This window comes from Pseudomonas sp. PvP025 (genome assembly GCF_017832155.1).
Lineage (GTDB): Bacteria > Pseudomonadota > Gammaproteobacteria > Pseudomonadales > Pseudomonadaceae > Aquipseudomonas.
Window position 1 is genome coordinate 5,177,934 of sequence record NZ_JAFIBJ010000001.1, and the last position, 15,187, is coordinate 5,193,120.

14 protein-coding genes are annotated in these 15,187 nt (G+C 62.6%); 10 read left to right on the forward strand and 4 right to left on the reverse strand.

The features are described 5' to 3' along the window. Positions 1–8 precede the first annotated feature (8 nt). Positions 9–863 (forward strand): DUF3034 family protein, encoded by an 855-nt coding sequence (locus JOE32_RS22560; protein ID WP_209989111.1) that lies wholly within the window; start codon positions 9–11, stop codon positions 861–863. Next, complete coding sequence (locus JOE32_RS22565) at positions 863–1,282, forward strand: group 1 truncated hemoglobin (RefSeq protein ID WP_209989114.1); 420 nt, start codon at positions 863–865, stop codon at positions 1,280–1,282. Before JOE32_RS22560 ends, JOE32_RS22565 begins: the two co-directional genes overlap by 1 nt. Before the next feature lie 287 nt (positions 1,283–1,569). On the opposite strand, the gene JOE32_RS22570 is transcribed toward JOE32_RS22565, so the two are convergent. Both JOE32_RS22570 and JOE32_RS22575 read right to left on the reverse strand, forming a co-directional pair. Further along, on the reverse strand, positions 1,570–3,987 hold the full coding sequence (locus JOE32_RS22570; RefSeq protein ID WP_209989117.1) for a glucose/quinate/shikimate family membrane-bound PQQ-dependent dehydrogenase: 2,418 nt from the start codon (positions 3,985–3,987) through the stop codon (positions 1,570–1,572). Positions 3,988–4,444: 457 nt separating this feature from the next. Further along, positions 4,445–6,463 (reverse strand): TonB-dependent receptor, encoded by a 2,019-nt coding sequence (locus JOE32_RS22575; protein WP_209989120.1) that lies wholly within the window; start codon positions 6,461–6,463, stop codon positions 4,445–4,447. A 141-nt stretch (positions 6,464–6,604) separates the two neighbouring features. Between JOE32_RS22575 and JOE32_RS22580 the strand changes: the two genes are divergently transcribed. Further along, entirely contained in the window at positions 6,605–6,838 is a 234-nt protein-coding gene (locus JOE32_RS22580; RefSeq protein WP_015371321.1) for a VF530 family protein, read from the forward strand. A gap of 4 nt (positions 6,839–6,842) precedes the next feature. Next, complete coding sequence (locus JOE32_RS22585; RefSeq protein WP_209989125.1) at positions 6,843–7,469, forward strand: Pr6Pr family membrane protein; 627 nt, start codon at positions 6,843–6,845, stop codon at positions 7,467–7,469. A 321-nt stretch (positions 7,470–7,790) separates the two neighbouring features. Here JOE32_RS22585 and JOE32_RS22590 read toward each other — a convergent pair whose 3' ends face one another. Next, positions 7,791–8,558 carry a siderophore-interacting protein gene (locus JOE32_RS22590; protein WP_209989128.1) on the reverse strand — a complete coding sequence of 256 codons (768 nt, stop codon included), beginning with the start codon at positions 8,556–8,558 and terminating at the stop codon, positions 7,791–7,793. After that, positions 8,555–9,100 carry a PadR family transcriptional regulator gene (locus JOE32_RS22595; protein ID WP_209989132.1) on the reverse strand — a complete coding sequence of 182 codons (546 nt, stop codon included), beginning with the start codon at positions 9,098–9,100 and terminating at the stop codon, positions 8,555–8,557. The genes JOE32_RS22590 and JOE32_RS22595 overlap by 4 nt, the downstream gene beginning before the upstream one ends. Positions 9,101–9,576: 476 nt before the next feature. Between JOE32_RS22595 and JOE32_RS22600 the strand changes: the two genes are divergently transcribed. The 6 genes from JOE32_RS22600 to JOE32_RS22625 are packed head-to-tail and all read left to right on the forward strand — an operon-like array spanning position 9,577 to position 15,186. Next, positions 9,577–10,095 carry a fimbrial protein gene (locus tag JOE32_RS22600; RefSeq protein ID WP_209989134.1) on the forward strand — a complete coding sequence of 173 codons (519 nt, stop codon included), beginning with the start codon at positions 9,577–9,579 and terminating at the stop codon, positions 10,093–10,095. 53 nt (positions 10,096–10,148) lie between these two features. Further along, positions 10,149–10,700, forward strand: a complete 552-nt coding sequence (locus JOE32_RS22605) for a fimbrial protein (RefSeq protein ID WP_209989137.1) — start codon at positions 10,149–10,151, stop codon at positions 10,698–10,700. Between the two features lie 19 nt (positions 10,701–10,719). After that, complete coding sequence (locus JOE32_RS22610; RefSeq protein ID WP_209989140.1) at positions 10,720–13,335, forward strand: outer membrane usher protein; 2,616 nt, start codon at positions 10,720–10,722, stop codon at positions 13,333–13,335. Further along, positions 13,332–14,087, forward strand: a complete 756-nt coding sequence (locus JOE32_RS22615; RefSeq protein WP_209989142.1) for a fimbria/pilus periplasmic chaperone — start codon at positions 13,332–13,334, stop codon at positions 14,085–14,087. The genes JOE32_RS22610 and JOE32_RS22615 overlap by 4 nt, the downstream gene beginning before the upstream one ends. A 21-nt stretch (positions 14,088–14,108) precedes the next feature. Next, on the forward strand, positions 14,109–14,681 hold the full coding sequence (locus JOE32_RS22620; RefSeq protein WP_209989145.1) for a fimbrial protein: 573 nt from the start codon (positions 14,109–14,111) through the stop codon (positions 14,679–14,681). Positions 14,682–14,691: 10 nt separating this feature from the next. After that, positions 14,692–15,186 (forward strand): fimbrial protein, encoded by a 495-nt coding sequence (locus tag JOE32_RS22625; protein WP_209989150.1) that lies wholly within the window; start codon positions 14,692–14,694, stop codon positions 15,184–15,186. The last annotated feature ends 1 nt before the right edge of the window (position 15,187 follow it).

The window sequence follows — 15,187 nt, forward strand, 5'->3', positions numbered from 1 at the left end:
AGGCCGACGTGCGTCCTTTCCTGATCGGCTGCCTGGCCGCCCTGACTGTGCAAACCGCCCTGGCCGATAACGGCCGCCTGATCGCCACCGGCGGTGCCAGCAGCCTCGAAGGCGCGGCCGGCGGCGGCATCACGCCGTGGGCGGTACTTGCCGGTTATGGCGAACAGCACGAGTGGGGCGCCACGGCATTCGCCACCACGGTCAACCTGCCGGATTATCGCCTGGACGTGGCCGGGCTGGCGCTGGCCTATGACAACCGTGTCGAGCTGTCTTTCGCCCGGCAACGCTTTGACCTCGGCACCCTGGTGCACCGGCTCAACCTGCCGGATGACCACCTTGGCCAGGATGTGCTGGGGATGAAGGTGCGGTTGTTCGGCGACGTGATTTACGACCGTTTGCCCCAGGTGTCACTGGGCCTGGAATACAAACACCAGAACACTTTCGATATTCCTCGCCTGGTCGGCGCCAGGCGCGACAGCGATGTGGAAGGCTACCTCGCCGCCAGCCGTTTGTTGATGGGCGCGGCCTTTGGTTACAACGTGCTGGTCAACGGCAGCCTGCGCTACAGCCGCGCCAATGAAACCGGCCTGCTCGGTTTTGGCGGCGACCGCCGCGACCGTCGCAGCCTGCTGAAGGAGGGCTCGGTGGCGGTGCTGTTCAACCCGCGCTGGGCGGTCGGCGTGGAATACCGGGAAAAACCGGACAACCTGTCATTTGCCGGCGAAAGCGACTGGGCGGATCTGTTTGTCGGCTACTTTCCCAACAAGCATGTGTCGGTGGTGCTGGCGTACGCGCGCCTCGGCGAAATCGCCACGCTGGCTGACCAGAACGGCACCTATCTGTCAGTGCAGGGGAGTTTCTGATGCGCTTTCTATCGGTTGTGCTGGCCGTACTGCTCAGCGCCTGTGCCCAGCAGCCGCCCAGGGATGACAGCCTGTACCGCGACCTGGGCGCGATGCCCGGCATTACGCGGATTGTGGAAGGCATGCTGCTCAACGTGGCCCGTGATCCGCGCATCGTCGAGCACTTCCGGCGCGTCGATATCCAGCGGTTGCGCAACAAACTGATCGAGAAATTCTGCGTGGAGGCGGGCGGGCCGTGCACCTACACCGGGGACAGCATGGCCGAGACTCACAAGGGCCAGAACGTGACCCGCAGTGACTTCAATGCGCTGGTGGAGGATTTGATTGCGGCGATGGATAAGGAAGGCATCGCCGTACCGGTGCAGAACCGCCTGATTGCGCGGTTGGCGGCGTTGCGCGGTGAAGTGATCGAGCACTAGCCCGCGCCGTCGCACAGCAAACTGGAGACGCTGTGGCAAGCCCGCTTGTTGTGGCGAGCGGGCTTGCCCCGCGTTGGGGCGCGAAGCGCCCCCAATAAAGGAGGTGCCGATGTAGCTGACACGGCGCAGCGCATGGTTTTAGGGCTGCTGCGCAGCCCAACGCGGGGCAAGCCCGCTCGCCACAGGGATGGGGTTGTGCCTGAAACTTCTCACATTGAATGTTTATGCCCATGAAAAAGGCGGCTACCTGTTGAGGGTAGCCGCCTTTTTATGATCGCCCGTGCCGCTTAATCAGGCAGTTTGAACGCCATCACGTAGTCGCCCTGCTTGGTGCCCAGGGAGCCGTGGCCGCCGGCCATGACCAGCACGTATTGCTTGCCGTCCTTGCCGGTGTAGGTCATCGGTGTGGTCTGCGCGCCGGCTGGCAGGCGACCTTCCCACAGTTGCTTGCCGTTTTTCACGTCGTAGGCACGCAGGTACTGGTCGAGGGTGCCGCTGAGGAACGCGACGCCGCCGGCAGTGGTGAAGGTCCCGCCCAGGCTCGGTACGCCCATGGTCAGCGGGATCGGAATCGGCGAGCTGTCACGCACGGTGCCGTTCTTGTGCATCCAGATGGTCTGGTGGTTGGTCAGGTCGACCGCCGCCACATAACCCCACGCCGGTGCCTGGCACGGCAGGCCCAGTGGCGACAGCAGTGCTTCGAGGATCACGCCGTACGGCGCGCCCTTGTTCGGCTGCACGCCTTCGGTTTCGCTGACGCGCGGGCCTTGTTTGGCGATCTCGGCGGCCGGGATCAGTTTGGATTTGAACGCCATGTAGCTCGGGTTCACAAACGCGATCTGACGCACCGGGTCAACCGAAATGCCGCCCCAGTCGAACACGCCGAAGTTACCCGGGTACACGATCGAGCCCTGCAGCGATGGCGGGGTGAACGGGCCGTCGTAGCGCATGGATTTGAAATCGATGCGGCACAGCATCTGGTCGAACGGGGTTACGCCCCACATGTCGCGCTCTTTGAGCGGCGGCGGCATGAAGTTCAGCTCGGATTTGGGCTGGGTAGGGGAGGTGCGATCACCCGCCACTGCGCCTTGCGGCACCGCCACTTCGTGGATCGGCACCACCGGCTGGCCGGTCGCGCGGTCCAGCACGTAGATGCTGCCTTGCTTGGTCGACGCCATCACGGCCTGCTTGACGCCGGCTTCGGTCTTGACGTCGATCAGCGACGGCTGGCCGCCCACGTCCATGTCCCACAGGTCGTGGTGAGTGAACTGGAAGCTCCACTTCACGTGGCCGCTGTCGATGTCCAGGGCGGTGAGGCCGGAGGCGTATTTCTCGGATTCGTCGGTACGGTCGCCGCCGTACTGGTCGGGCATCTGGTTGCCCATCGGCAGGTAGAGCATGCCGAGTTTTTCATCCACGGCGAACATGGACCACATGTTCGGCGAGTTGCGCGTGTAGGTCTGGCCTTCGGCCAACGGGGTGGTGTCGTCCGGGTTACCGCTGTCCCAGTTCCACACCAGCTTGCCGGTGTGTACGTCAAACGCGCGGATCACGCCGCTTGGCTCGTCGGTCGAAACGTTGTCGGTGACGTGGCCGCCGATCACTACGAGGTTTTTGGTGACCGCCGGTGGCGAAGTGGAGTAGTAACCGCCTGGCGCAAAGCTGCCGATGTTGGCGCGCAGGTCGATCTGGCCTTTGTCGCCGAAGTCTTCACACATCTTGCCGGTGTCGGCGTTGAGGGCGATCAGGCGGGTGTCGGCAGTCGGTACGAAGATGCGTTTCGGGCAGGCAGTCGGCGCGGCGGCCGGGCTGGCGCTGCCGGTGGGGCTTTGCTCGGAGGCGTAGGCGGCGTCATCGTGATACGACACGCCACGGCAGGTCATGTGCGCCCACCCCTTGAAGTTCTCGGCGCCCTGGCTGCTGATCTTCGGATCGAAGCGCCAGATTTCCTTGCCGGTGTCCGGGTCCAGGGCAATGACCTGGCTGTGCGGGGTGCACACGTAGAGCATGCCGTTGACCTTGAGCGGGGTATTTTCCGCGGTGGTCTCGCCCGGGTCACCGGCGCCCGGGATGTCGCCGGTGCGGAAGGTCCACGCCGGTACCAGCTTGTGCGCGTTGGCCGGGGTGATCTGCGCCAGTGGCGAGTAGCGATCACCGAAGGCCGAACGGCCGTAGGAGTTCCAGTCGCCGTCGGCCTGGGCGGGCGCGGCGTTGGTCATGCCCGGCACCGCGTCGCGGTCGAGCTGGCCTTTCTTGACCATTACACCTGGCGTGGTGAACTGGCTGGCCAGTGCGGCGGCACCCGCCAGCACCACGGCCACGCTCAGCGCGCCAGTGCCCAGTGGCGCAGGTTGACCACGCAGCAACGGACGGCGAAACCACGGCAGCAGCATGACCAGGCCCAGGGCGAACAGCAGCGCCAGACGCGGCACCAACTGCCACCAGTCCAGGCCGACTTCCCACAATGCCCACACGGTGCTGGCGAACAGCACCAGCGCGTACAGGCCCAGCGCTGCGCGGCGGGTGGCCAGCAGCAGGACGCCGGTGAGGGTGAGGCCGATACCGGCCAGCAGGTAGTACAGCGATCCGCCGAGCATGCTCAGCTTGACGCCGCCGGCCAGCAAGGCCAGGCCCATGATCAGCAGCAAGACGCCAAGCAGCCTGGGCAGCAGGCGGCTTGGGCTCGAAGCACCATCAGTGCTCATAGTGTGTTTCTCCGTCACGTTGGAATAATTATGTAACCCCGCGCTTCACTGTAGATGACGATTCGACGCGGGCTTGGTTCAGGGTTTTTTTCTATTTCTGGGGAACGCGAGGCTTATCCACAGCCGGACGATAGATTCCCCAGACGCAGGCCGGTTTAAGACAGCGCTGTCTTTATGCCTGGGGGCTTTCGGCGAAAGGGGACGACCGGGAGGTGAAGCGTTTCAGATTGTTGCGAAGGATAATGCGGCGGGGCGTTTTGAGAAAGCGTAAATCGCAAGATGCATCATTTCAGATTTGGTAACAGTGACTGAATGTCGCGGCAAAAACTGAAGGGGATAGCAGGCTCATGTGGGAGGGGGCTTGCTCCCGATAGCGTTGGGCCAGTTGATATATATGTCACTGACCCACCGCTATCGGGAGCAACCCCCTCCTGCAGGGGGACCTGCGGTGCGGGCGTTAGAAGGTGGTGCGCACGCCGACCTGCACGCTGCGCCCCGGCGCCGGGGCGATGTCGCGCAGGATCGAGCTGGCGTAGCGCACGGTCTGGTTGGTCAGGTTTTCACCGTTGACGAACGCCAGCCATTGGCTGCCGCCCATGTTGAAGCGGTAACCGGCGCTGGCGCCCAGGGTGGTATAGCCGTCGGTGCCGCTTTCGTTGTCCGGCACGCGGCCCTGGCCGGCGGCATGTTCCACGTCGATGCGTGCCTGCCAGCGGTCCAGTTCCCACAGCAGGCCGCTGCTCATGCGTAATGGCGCAATGCGCGGCAGGGCTTCGCCGGTGTCGAGGTTGGTGGCTCGGGTGTAATCGCCCGACAGTTCCAGAGCGAACTTGCCGTAGGCGCTTTCGCCGAGCTTCCAGTGATCCTGGGCTTCGAAGCCGGCGAAACGGGCACGCACGCCGGAGTAGGTGTACTCGGGAATGCCGCTCGGGTCGGCTTCGCCTTCGTCGTTCAAAGTGCGACCGGTGCCCAGCAGGCCGATGTAATTGGAGAAGTGGCTGTAGAACACACCGAAGCTGCCCTTGTGGGTGCCGTTGTCGAAGCGCAGGGCGAGGTCGCTGGACACCGCTTTTTCTTTCTTCAGGTTGGCGTCGCCCAGTTCATAGGTGCCGGTGGCGACGTGCGCGCCGTTGGCGTACAGCTCGTAGAAGGTCGGCGCGCGCTCGGTGTAGCCCAGGGTAGCGGCCACCGACCAGATGGGGGTCAGCGTGTACACCGCGCCCGACGACAGGCTGCCGGCGGTGAAATCATTGCGGTTGTCGGCTGCGGCAAAGCGGGCGTTGCCCTTGGCATCGGGGTCGACGCTGGTGTGTTCCAGGCGCCCGCCGAGGCTGAGTTTCAGGCGCTCGGTGGCCTGCAGCTCTTCGAGAATAAACAGCGCGGCGGCATTGGTGTCGGTCTGTGGCACGAAGGCTTCTTCGCCCAATGCCGAGAACTCGTTGCGCGTTATCTGGGCGCCGACCACGCCGTCGAGCGGGCCGATGGGCTGGTGGCGCGCTTCGACGCGGGCCTCGTAGCCCTTGTTCTTGAAGATCGTGCCGGTCTCGCCGCCCTCGATTTCGCGGTGCTCGTAGTCGGTGTAGCCCGCGTCGAGTTTTACCGAGGTAAACGGGCCTTGCAGGTTGCGGATCTCGGAGGCGAAAGCGTAGTGGTCCTGCTGCATGCGGATACGCACCGCCTGTTCGGCCGGCGAGCCGTAATTGGCGTCGTAAGTGCTGTAGGACAGCCCGGCATACCCGTCGTCCCAGGTGTAGGAGGCGCCCACGGCACCGCCGTCCTGGCGCCCGTCGCTGTTGCCCAGTCGCCCGTCTTTGCCAGGGCCGTCCTCGCTGACCGGCGCGTGTCGGCTGCGTGCGAAACCGGGGATCTTCAAATCGTCGAATTCCCGTGCGTTGGCGTCCAGGTGCAGCGCGAAGGCGCCGTTGCCGGCTTCCAGTTTGCCTGCGCTGCTGCGGGTGGTGTCGGCGCCGCCGTAGCGCAACTCGCCGGCACCGTGGATGCCTTCGATGGCTTCGGTGGGGATGCGATTGTCGAAGGTGTTGACCACGCCGCCGATGGCGCTGCCGCCATACAACAGCGCCGCCGGGCCGCGCACGATTTCCACGCGCTCGACATTGACCGGGTCCAGCGGCACCGCGTGGTCGTAGGACAGCGACGAGGCATCCAGCGCGCCCACGCCGTTGCGCAGGATGCGAATGCGGTCGCCGTCCTGGCCGCGGATGATCGGCCGACTGGCGCCCGGGCCGAAGTACGAAGACGATACGCCCGGCTGCTTGTTCAGGGTTTCGCCAAGGCTGCCTTTTTGTTGCAGGGTCAAATCGTCGCCTTCGAGCACGGTGGTGGGCGAGGCGAGCTGTTGGCTGCCCAGCGGGTTGCCGGTGATGACCTGGGGTTGCAGTTCGAGGGCGTGTGCTTCGGAGCAGATCAACAGGGCGGCAGCGAGTGGGGTCAGGCGCCACAAAGAGCAGAGAGACATCGTACATTCCTTGGTAAAACGTTTGATATTTGTAGTTACAATATAACATCTCTTTTTTCGCCGGGAAGGGGAACTTTTTTACCTGGATCGGCGCGGTGGTAAGGTGTACACCCTCGTGATCATTTCCCTGATAGGCCCCGCATGACCGCAACACACAACGACCCTCTGCACGGCGTGACCCTGCAACACGTCCTCACTACCCTGGTGGAACACTACGAATGGTCGGGCCTTGCCGAACGCATCGATGTGCGCTGTTTCAAGAGTGACCCGAGCATCAAGTCGAGCCTGACGTTCCTGCGTAAAACGCCTTGGGCGCGGGAGAAAGTCGAAGGGTTGTACGTCAAACTGATGCGCACCAAACGCCCGCTGGATTGAGCCGATGAAGCGTTTCATTGCGGCGGCGGCGTTGGCCGGGTGGGTAGGGCTGGCGATTCAGCAGTACCTGATTTTCCATTCGCGCTGGGAGACCGGCGCCAGCCTGTTGGGTGGGCTGGTCAATTTTTTCAGTTTCTTCACGGTGCTCACCAATACCCTGGCGGTGGTGGTGCTGAGCTATGCGCTGGTACCTCGGAGTGGCGCCGCCAAAGGTTTTTTCCTGGCGCCCAGGGTCAGCAGTGGAGTCGCCGTGAGCATCGTCTTCGTGAGCCTGGCTTACAACCTGCTATTGCGGCATTTATGGAGCCCGCAAGGCTTTCAGTTCATTGCCGATGAACTGCTGCACGACGTGATGCCGCTGCTGTTCTTCATCTACTGGTGGCGCTGCGTGCCCAAGGACTCATTGCGTTTCAAGCACATTGCGGGGTGGGTGATCTACCCGCTGGTGTACTTCGGCTATGTGCTGCTGCGCGGGGATTTGCTGGGACAGTATCAGTACCCGTTCATCGACGTGGGCACGCTGGGTTATCCACAGGTGTTTGTGAATGCCGCAGGCATTCTGCTGGGGTTTGTGTTGGTCGCGCTGGTCATGGTGGGGCTGGGCAAGTATGCGAAGACTTGCGCGAACTGATGGGCAGCAGCAGGCGCTATCTCAGGCAACCAGCGTGTTGTGATGCGCGGGCTTGTTGTGGCAAGCCCTAATGCCGTTCAGTTAAGCGCAGCTCCCCCGTGGCGAGCAGGCTTGTCCTGCGTTGGGCTGCGCAGCAGCCCCAAAGCCAGGCGCTGAGCCGTATCAGGTACACCGCGTTTTGCTCGATTGGGGGCGCTTCGCACCCCAACGCGGGGCAAGCCCGCTCGCCACAATAAGCCCACAAAATTTCCTTAACTGAACGGCACTAGGGCCAGTCCGCTCGCCACACAATGACATGTCGAGTCTTTCACAGGGGCTGGCTCAGGTTTCGTCGCTGCCTTCCGCGCGCCAGTAGCCGGCGGCCTTGAGGAACTCTTCGTTGACCTGATGTGTGTCCAGCAGCACGCGGCGCAGCTGGCGCGATAGTCTGGATTCCGTGGCGACGAAGCAGTACAGCGAGCCATCCGGCAGCGTCAGCTGCTGCACCGTATCCAACAAGTCATCGCGGCCACGTATGACCCAGATCACTCGTACGTCCGCCGCACTCTGCAGGGCCTGCTGCTCCGCTTCATTCTCGATTTCAATCACCGCCAGCACCTGGCGCCCGGCCGGCAGTTCTTCAAGGCGTCGGCCAATGGCCGGCAGCGCAGTTTCATCGCCGATCAGCAGGTAGCTGTCGAAGATATCCGGCACGATCATCGAACCCCGTGGCCCGCCGATATGCAGGTGCTGGCCGACCTTGACCTGCTCGGCCCAGGTGGACGCAGGGCCATCGCCGTGCAGTACGAAGTCGATATCCAATTCACCAATGTCCAGGTCAATGCGCCGTGGCGTGTAGTCGCGCATGGCCGGTTGCGGGCCGTCGCCCTTGACGCTGAACGTCGGGCTTTCCAGTGCGGCCTGTTCGGCGGCGTTCTGCGCAAACAGCAGTTTGATGTGATCGTCGCTGCCCAGGCTTACGAAACCCGCCAGCTCGGGCCCGCCGAGGGTGATGCGGCGCATGCGCGGGGTGATGTCGACCACGCGCAGCACCTCGAGGCGACGGCGTTTGATTTCATGGGTCACGCGATGGATGGCTTGGGTATTCATTGGTCCTTCCCGTCGGCAATGGCTTGCGCGGTGCGATTGAGCAGCGCCGCGACACGTTCGATTTCTTCCGGGCTCCAGCGCCCGTGGTGTGAGTGCAGGGCATGACGCACGTTGTGCACCGCCTCATGGATCTGCGGCGGGCGGTCCTGGCCACGCAGCGAGCGCTTGCTCACGTCGATGCGCATGCGCACCCCGTCCAGGGCCACCGCCTGCTCGCTTATGAAGAGACGACCGGCGTCGGTGATTGTGTAGCGTTTTTTCCCGCCATCGGCGTCGCCGCTGATCAATTCGCTCTCTTCGAGAAAGGTCAGGGTCGGGTAGATCACGCCGGGGCTCGGGCTGTAGGCACCGTCGAACAGGCCCTCGATGCGGCGGATCAGGTCGTAGCCGTGGCACGGCTGCTCGGCGATCAGCGCCGGCAGCAGCAATTTCAGGTCACCCGGTGCAAACACGCGCGGGCCTCGGCCCCCGCGTTCGCGGCCAGGACGTCTTTCAAAGCCGTCGCGGCTGTCGTGGTGGGGATGATGATGATGCTCTTTCATGTGTCTGCTCTCCGTCATGGTTAGATACAACTTAAGATATATCTTGAAGCGGAAGCAAGCCGTGCTGACGGACGGTCACGCAGCCTTCTAGGCGCGTTCATATCTGGATACGCGTTGTTTAGTTCATCTTAGTGCAACTTGTAATACCGTTCTTACAGTCGCTGATAGACACTAATAGTTCTCGAAAACTTCAAGTAGTCCATTTCTTACAGTCGAATTCAAAGTTTTGGCAAAGTGCCAGTTTTTTCCCATAAGTTGTATTGACTTTCGACTACTCGAGTAAGCGAAAGCGCCTGCTTACTTCGCACAAGTAACTCGGGATACTTCTCCGGCGCTAATCGAGCGTCCTGTTGTCAATGCAACTTGTTGGAAAAACACGGAAGCCTTTCCGTGTCACTGGTCCTCAACGCCCGTAGTTCGCGGGCAGCGGGGCCGGGCTCTCTTACTGGCATTTTTATTAGATGGATATGTGCAATATGAAAACCAAAATGAAAACCGCGCTGTTGGCTATCGGTTTGTTGGCAGGTTCGGCGTCTGTTCAGGCGGCTGACGGAACAGTAACGTTCACCGGTTCAGTGCATTCGGGCGCCTGCTCCATCAAGCCTGAGTCCGTCGATCAAACCATTCCGCTGGGCGCCATCGCCAAGCATCAGTTGCAGTCGGGAGGTCAATCCAACCCTCGGCAAGTCCTGATCAAACTCGAAGGCTGCGACTTGTCCGGCCTCACCGACAACACCGTAACCACCACCTTCACCGCAGCACCGTCGACTGTCGTACCGGGTGCGATCGGTACCGTCGGCAGCGCCGGCGGCGTGGGCATCATGATGAGCCACGGCGGCAGCCTGGTTGAGCTGGGCAAGCCTACTGCGCCGCAGATCATCAGCACGGGTGACAACACCCTGGAATTCGGTGCCTACGTGAAAGGCGCCGCCACCGACCCGATCATTCCGGGTGATTTCAGCGCCGTCACCAACTTCACCCTGGCTTACCAGTAAGTCTGTTCCCCCGCCGCACCGGGTGCGGCGGGGGAATCTGGCGGGAGATAAAGGTGAAAACATTCATAAGTCTCGCTGTCGCCTGCTCCCTGATGAGTTTCACCAGCCTTGGCATCGCAGCGTCCCAGGGCGAAGGGATCGTCACATTGGGGGGGCAGGTGATGGACTCGGCCTGCGGGCTGGAACTGGCCAGTCGTGATCAAACCATTGAAATGCCGCCTGAGCCTGTCGGTCGCCTGTTACGCAATACGCAGGGGGACCCTCATCCCTTCGAGCTGCGCCTGGTCAATTGTTCGTTGAGTCGCCCCGATCCATTCCGCCCCGGCGGGAGCCTGCCGGATTGGGAGCACCTGCGTGTGATGTTCGACGGTGCCAGCGACATGGACGGGCGCTCCTTTGCGTTGTTTGGCGAATCCCAGGGCGTTGCGCTGGATATCACCGATGCGGACGGCCACGGCAGCGTTCCAGGTGAAGCCATGCCGCGCAAACCCTTGGTTGAGGGCGACATGACCCTGCACTTCACGCTTCGTCTGGTGGGTAACGGGCGCCCGATAGTTGTCGGGCCTCATCGTGCCGCTGTGCGGTTCAAGTTGGAATACTTTTGAAGAATGATGGGTTGCTTGCATGTGGAATACGTCGAAGGTCAGAAATACGCTTCGCCCCAGTCTCTTTGGCGGGTTGATGACACTGGCAGGAACAGCGCTCGGGGCTGGGGACATCGAGTTCAATACCGACGTTCTTGATCTGAGTGATCGCACCAATATCGACTTGTCTCGGTTTGCACGCAGCGGGTTTATCCTGCCGGGTACCTACCCGATGGTCGTGCAGTTGAATGGCCAGTCTATTCCTGAGCAATCGGTGACGTTCCATGCACCGGATGATGATCCGAAGGGAAGCCAGGCCTGTTTATCCGCAAGCCTTGTCGAGCAGTTGGGCCTCAAAGCGGCCGCAGTGGCCAAGTTCACCTGGTGGAAAGGCGGCGAGTGCCTGGATCCGCAAAGCCTGCCCGGTATGGAAGTCAGTGGCGACCTGGCCACCTCCACGCTGAGCATCAGTTTGCCCCATGCCTACCTTGAGTACAGCACCATCAACTGGGACCCGCCCGCGCGTTGGGACGAAGGCGTTCCAGGGCTGTTGGTGGACTACAACCTGACGGCACAGTCCAACTACCGGAGAAACGACGGCACCCGAAACAACCTGAGTGGCAACGGTACCGTCGGCGCCAATGCCGGGGCCTGGCGCGTGCGCGCCGATTGGCAGGGTCGGGTCGAGCGCGCCAACGAAGGCGCGTATGGCAATCAGACGCTGGAGTGGAGTCGTTTCTACGCGTATCGCGCCATTCCTGCACTGAAGGCGCGCCTGGTGGTGGGCGAGGACTACCTGTATTCGGACCTGTTCGACAGCTTCCGCTTTACCGGGGCGTCGCTCAATTCGGATCAGAGTCAGTTGCCGCCAAACCTGCGCGGTTATGCCCCCGAAGTGGTCGGGGTGGCCAAGACCAATGCCAAGGTCATCATCAGCCAGAAGGGCCGCGTGCTCTATGAAACCCTGGTGGCCGCCGGCCCGTTTCGTATCCAGGATCTTCACGATGCGGTGACGGGTTCGCTGGATGTGCGGGTTGAAGAGCAGGACGGTTCTGTGCACAACTTCAAGGTCGATACCGCCGGCGTGCCTTACCTGACGCGGCCCGGGCAGGTGCGGTACAAGCTGGCGGCCGGGCGACCGACCAACCTTCATTACGGCTCTGACGGCAACATGTTCGGCACCGGGGAATTCTCCTGGGGCGTCAGCAACGGCTGGTCGCTGTTTGGCGGCGGCATGACGGACAACAATTATCGCGCGCTGTCCGTCGGGGCCGGTCGCGACCTGCTGGCCTTCGGCGCTGTGTCGGTGGACGTCACGCAGTCTCACACCCAACTCTGGGGCGATACGCTGACGGGCAAATCCTACCGCCTGCAATATTCCAAGAACTTCGAGGAGTACGACAGCCAGGTGACGTTCGCCGGTTACCGCTTCTCCGAGAAGAACTTCCTGAGCATGAGCGAATACCTGGACGCCCGCCATTACGGGTTGAACGGCGAGCGCGCAGGCGGACGCGGCACACTCAACGAACACGGTGAATACGTCGAGAGCTGGAAGCCGATCGGCGGCAGCAAGGCGCTGTACACGGTCACGGTCAACAAGCAGTTTCGTGATCTTGGCGCTACGGTCTATGCCAGCTACAACAAGCAGACCTACTGGAGCCGGCCGGACACCCAGCGCTGGAACCTGTCGCTGTCGCGCTACTTCAACGTGGGCAGCGTCAAGAACATGAGCCTGTCGCTGAACCTGTACCGCAGCCAGGAATACCAGCACCAGGACAACGGCATGGCGCTCACGGTGAGCCTGCCGCTGGGGCGCACCGGCACCCTGTCGCTGGATTCCAGCCGGGCGGGTGGCAGCAACACCTTTTCATCGCGCTACAGCGACCGCCTCGACGAGCGCAACAGCTACCAGTTGAGTGCCAGCAACCGTTCGGCCAGTGCGTACCTGAGCCACACGGGCGATCAGGCCGACATCGACCTCAGCGCCAGCACGCAGGAAGGCGATTACCGCACCCTCAGCGTATCGGCTCGCGGCGGTGGCACGCTCACGGCACAGGGCGCTGCGCTGCACCGTACCGGCAGCACCGGCGGCACGCGGCTGATGGTCGACACCGGTGGTGTGCCCGATGTACCGGTGCGCGGCTACGGCTCGCCGACGCGCAGCAATGCGTTCGGCAAAGCAGTGATTTCCGATATCAGCAGCTATCAGCGCACGGCGGTGAGTGTCGATCTCGAACGCTTGCCGAGCAACGTCGAAGCCATGCAGTCGGTCACTCAACTGACGCTTACCGAAGGGGCCATCGGCTACCGATCCCTGGACGTGATTGCCGGAGCCAAGGCGATGGCAGTGTTACGCCTGGCCGATGGCAGCGCACCGCCGTTCGGCGCCACGGTAAAAAACGTCAAGCAGCAGGACACCGGCATCGTCAATGACGACGGCAATGTCTACCTCAGCGGCATCCAGCTCGGGGAGTTGATGATCGTCAGTTGGGGCGGACGCGAGCGCTGCATCCTCACGCTGCCCGACGTCCTGCCCGACGATGGTTTGACCGATGCCCTGCCACTCGGCTGCCGCCCGGTAGCCGCTGAACAATCCTCGCCCGAGCCAGCCGCGCTGCCCGGGAAGCACCTCGACATGGAGAACACCGCCACATGATGCTCACTACGCGTTTCACCCTGCTGGCCCTGGCGTTACTGGCCTTGAGCAACAGCGCCTTCGCCGCCGTTGGCCTGGACCGCACCCGCGTGATTTTCGACGGCGGCAAGGAGGCCACCAGCGTCAATATCACCAACAATAATACCCAGCTGCCCTACCTGGCCCAGGGCTGGATCGAAGATGAGCGCGGTAACAAGATCACCTCGCCGCTGATCGTGCTGCCACCGGTGCAACGCCTGGAACCGGGCAAGCAGAGCCAGGTGAAAGTGCAGGCGCTGCCGGCGGCCAAATTGCTGCCGCAGGACCGCGAGACGGTCTACTACTTCAACCTGCGCGAGATTCCGCCACGCAGCGAAAAGGCCAACACCCTGCAGATCGCCCTGCAGACCCGGATCAAGCTGTTCTACCGGCCGCAAGCGATCACGCCCAGCCAGCAGGACTTGTCCAACCCCTGGCAGCAAAAGCTGACCCTGACCCGCGAAGGCGAGCATTACAAGGTCAACAACCCGACGCCGTATTACGTGACGCTGGTGGATGCACGCAGCACCAAGGAGGGTAAAACCCTGCCCGGTTTCGAGCCGCTGATGGTGCCGCCAAAAGGCGCACTGACCCTGGGGCCGACGGCTCAGTCGCTGGGCAATGCGCCTTACCTGGCCTATGTGAATGACTACGGCGGCCGCCCGGTGCTGGCCTTCACCTGCACCGGCAACACGTGCACGGTCGACGTGCAAGCGTCAACGCCCACTCAGTAATGCCTGCCGCTGGAGAACGTCATGAAGTCGCAACGTATCAAGGTGCTGGGCGGGCTGTTACTGGCCTTTGCGGGAGGCGCGCAGGCCGAGGATGTCGAGGGCATGCACGGGATGTTGAACATTCTCGGGTCCATGCACGAGGCCCCTTGCAGTCTGGAGATGAGCTCGATGCACCAGACGGTCGACCTGGGCGCGGTGTCGACCAGCCAGTTGCAGCGGCCTGGCGATCAAGCGCCCGCCAAGGCCTTTCAACTGCGGTTCCTGGATTGCCAGCGCCGCGAAGGCAGCATCCGCAGTGAACGAACCGGCAACCTGACCTGGAGCGCTTTTCAACCGGTGGTGTCGGTGGCGTTCGTTGCGCCCGCCGATGCCGATGATCCACGCCTGGTCAAGGTGCAGGGCATCAGCGGAATGGGCCTGCAATTGACCGATGCGCTGGGCCGCGATGTGCAATTGGGGCAACGGGGTGAACCCTTGTTACTGCCGATGGGTAACAGCACGCGCACCTGGCAGGTTCGGCCAACGCGAACCGCTGCGCCGTTGAGCAGCGGCGCGTTCAGGGCTGTAGTGGATTTCAGGCTCAATTATGAGTAAGGGCAGAACAATGGCTAAGTTAACCGGCGCTGGCGCCATGCTGGCGGGAGGCTGCCTGCTGTGGGCAGTCAGCCAGGGTGTGCAAGCCGACACCAACCTGATCATCCGCGCAACGATCATCGCGCCGCCGCCGTGCGTGATCAATGGCGGCGGCACGCTGGATGTGCCGTTCGGCAATGACCTGCAAACCTCACGGGTGGACGGCGTGAATTACCGGCGCAACGTGCCGTACACCGTCACCTGCGACTCGCCGTTCAGCAATGCGCTGACCCTGGAACTCAAGGGCTCCGGGGCCGCGTTCGACACACGCGTGCTCTCGACCCGCAAGGCGGATCTTGGGGTCAAGCTGTTCGTCAATGGCGGCGACTGGCCGTTGAATACCCGGGTGAATTTCACCCACCCCAACTTCCCGCAGGTGCAGGCGGTGCCTGTCAAACGCGCGGGCAGCCGACTCACGGGCGGCGCATTCGATGCCGCCGCCACACTGGTGGTGGATTACCAATGAG

Coding starts and splice junctions, on each gene's coding strand:
- JOE32_RS22565 (WP_209989114.1), top strand. CDS start 863: ATGCGCTTTCTATCGGTTGTGCTGGCCGTACTGCTCAGCGCCTGTGCC.
- JOE32_RS22570 (WP_209989117.1), bottom strand. CDS start 3,987: ATGAGCACTGATGGTGCTTCGAGCCCAAGCCGCCTGCTGCCCAGGCTG.
- JOE32_RS22575 (WP_209989120.1), bottom strand. CDS start 6,463: ATGTCTCTCTGCTCTTTGTGGCGCCTGACCCCACTCGCTGCCGCCCTG.
- JOE32_RS22580 (WP_015371321.1), top strand. CDS start 6,605: ATGACCGCAACACACAACGACCCTCTGCACGGCGTGACCCTGCAACAC.
- JOE32_RS22585 (WP_209989125.1), top strand. CDS start 6,843: ATGAAGCGTTTCATTGCGGCGGCGGCGTTGGCCGGGTGGGTAGGGCTG.
- JOE32_RS22590 (WP_209989128.1), bottom strand. CDS start 8,558: ATGAATACCCAAGCCATCCATCGCGTGACCCATGAAATCAAACGCCGT.
- JOE32_RS22595 (WP_209989132.1), bottom strand. CDS start 9,100: ATGAAAGAGCATCATCATCATCCCCACCACGACAGCCGCGACGGCTTT.
- JOE32_RS22600 (WP_209989134.1), top strand. CDS start 9,577: ATGAAAACCAAAATGAAAACCGCGCTGTTGGCTATCGGTTTGTTGGCA.
- JOE32_RS22610 (WP_209989140.1), top strand. CDS start 10,720: ATGTGGAATACGTCGAAGGTCAGAAATACGCTTCGCCCCAGTCTCTTT.
- JOE32_RS22615 (WP_209989142.1), top strand. CDS start 13,332: ATGATGCTCACTACGCGTTTCACCCTGCTGGCCCTGGCGTTACTGGCC.
- JOE32_RS22620 (WP_209989145.1), top strand. CDS start 14,109: ATGAAGTCGCAACGTATCAAGGTGCTGGGCGGGCTGTTACTGGCCTTT.
- JOE32_RS22625 (WP_209989150.1), top strand. CDS start 14,692: ATGGCTAAGTTAACCGGCGCTGGCGCCATGCTGGCGGGAGGCTGCCTG.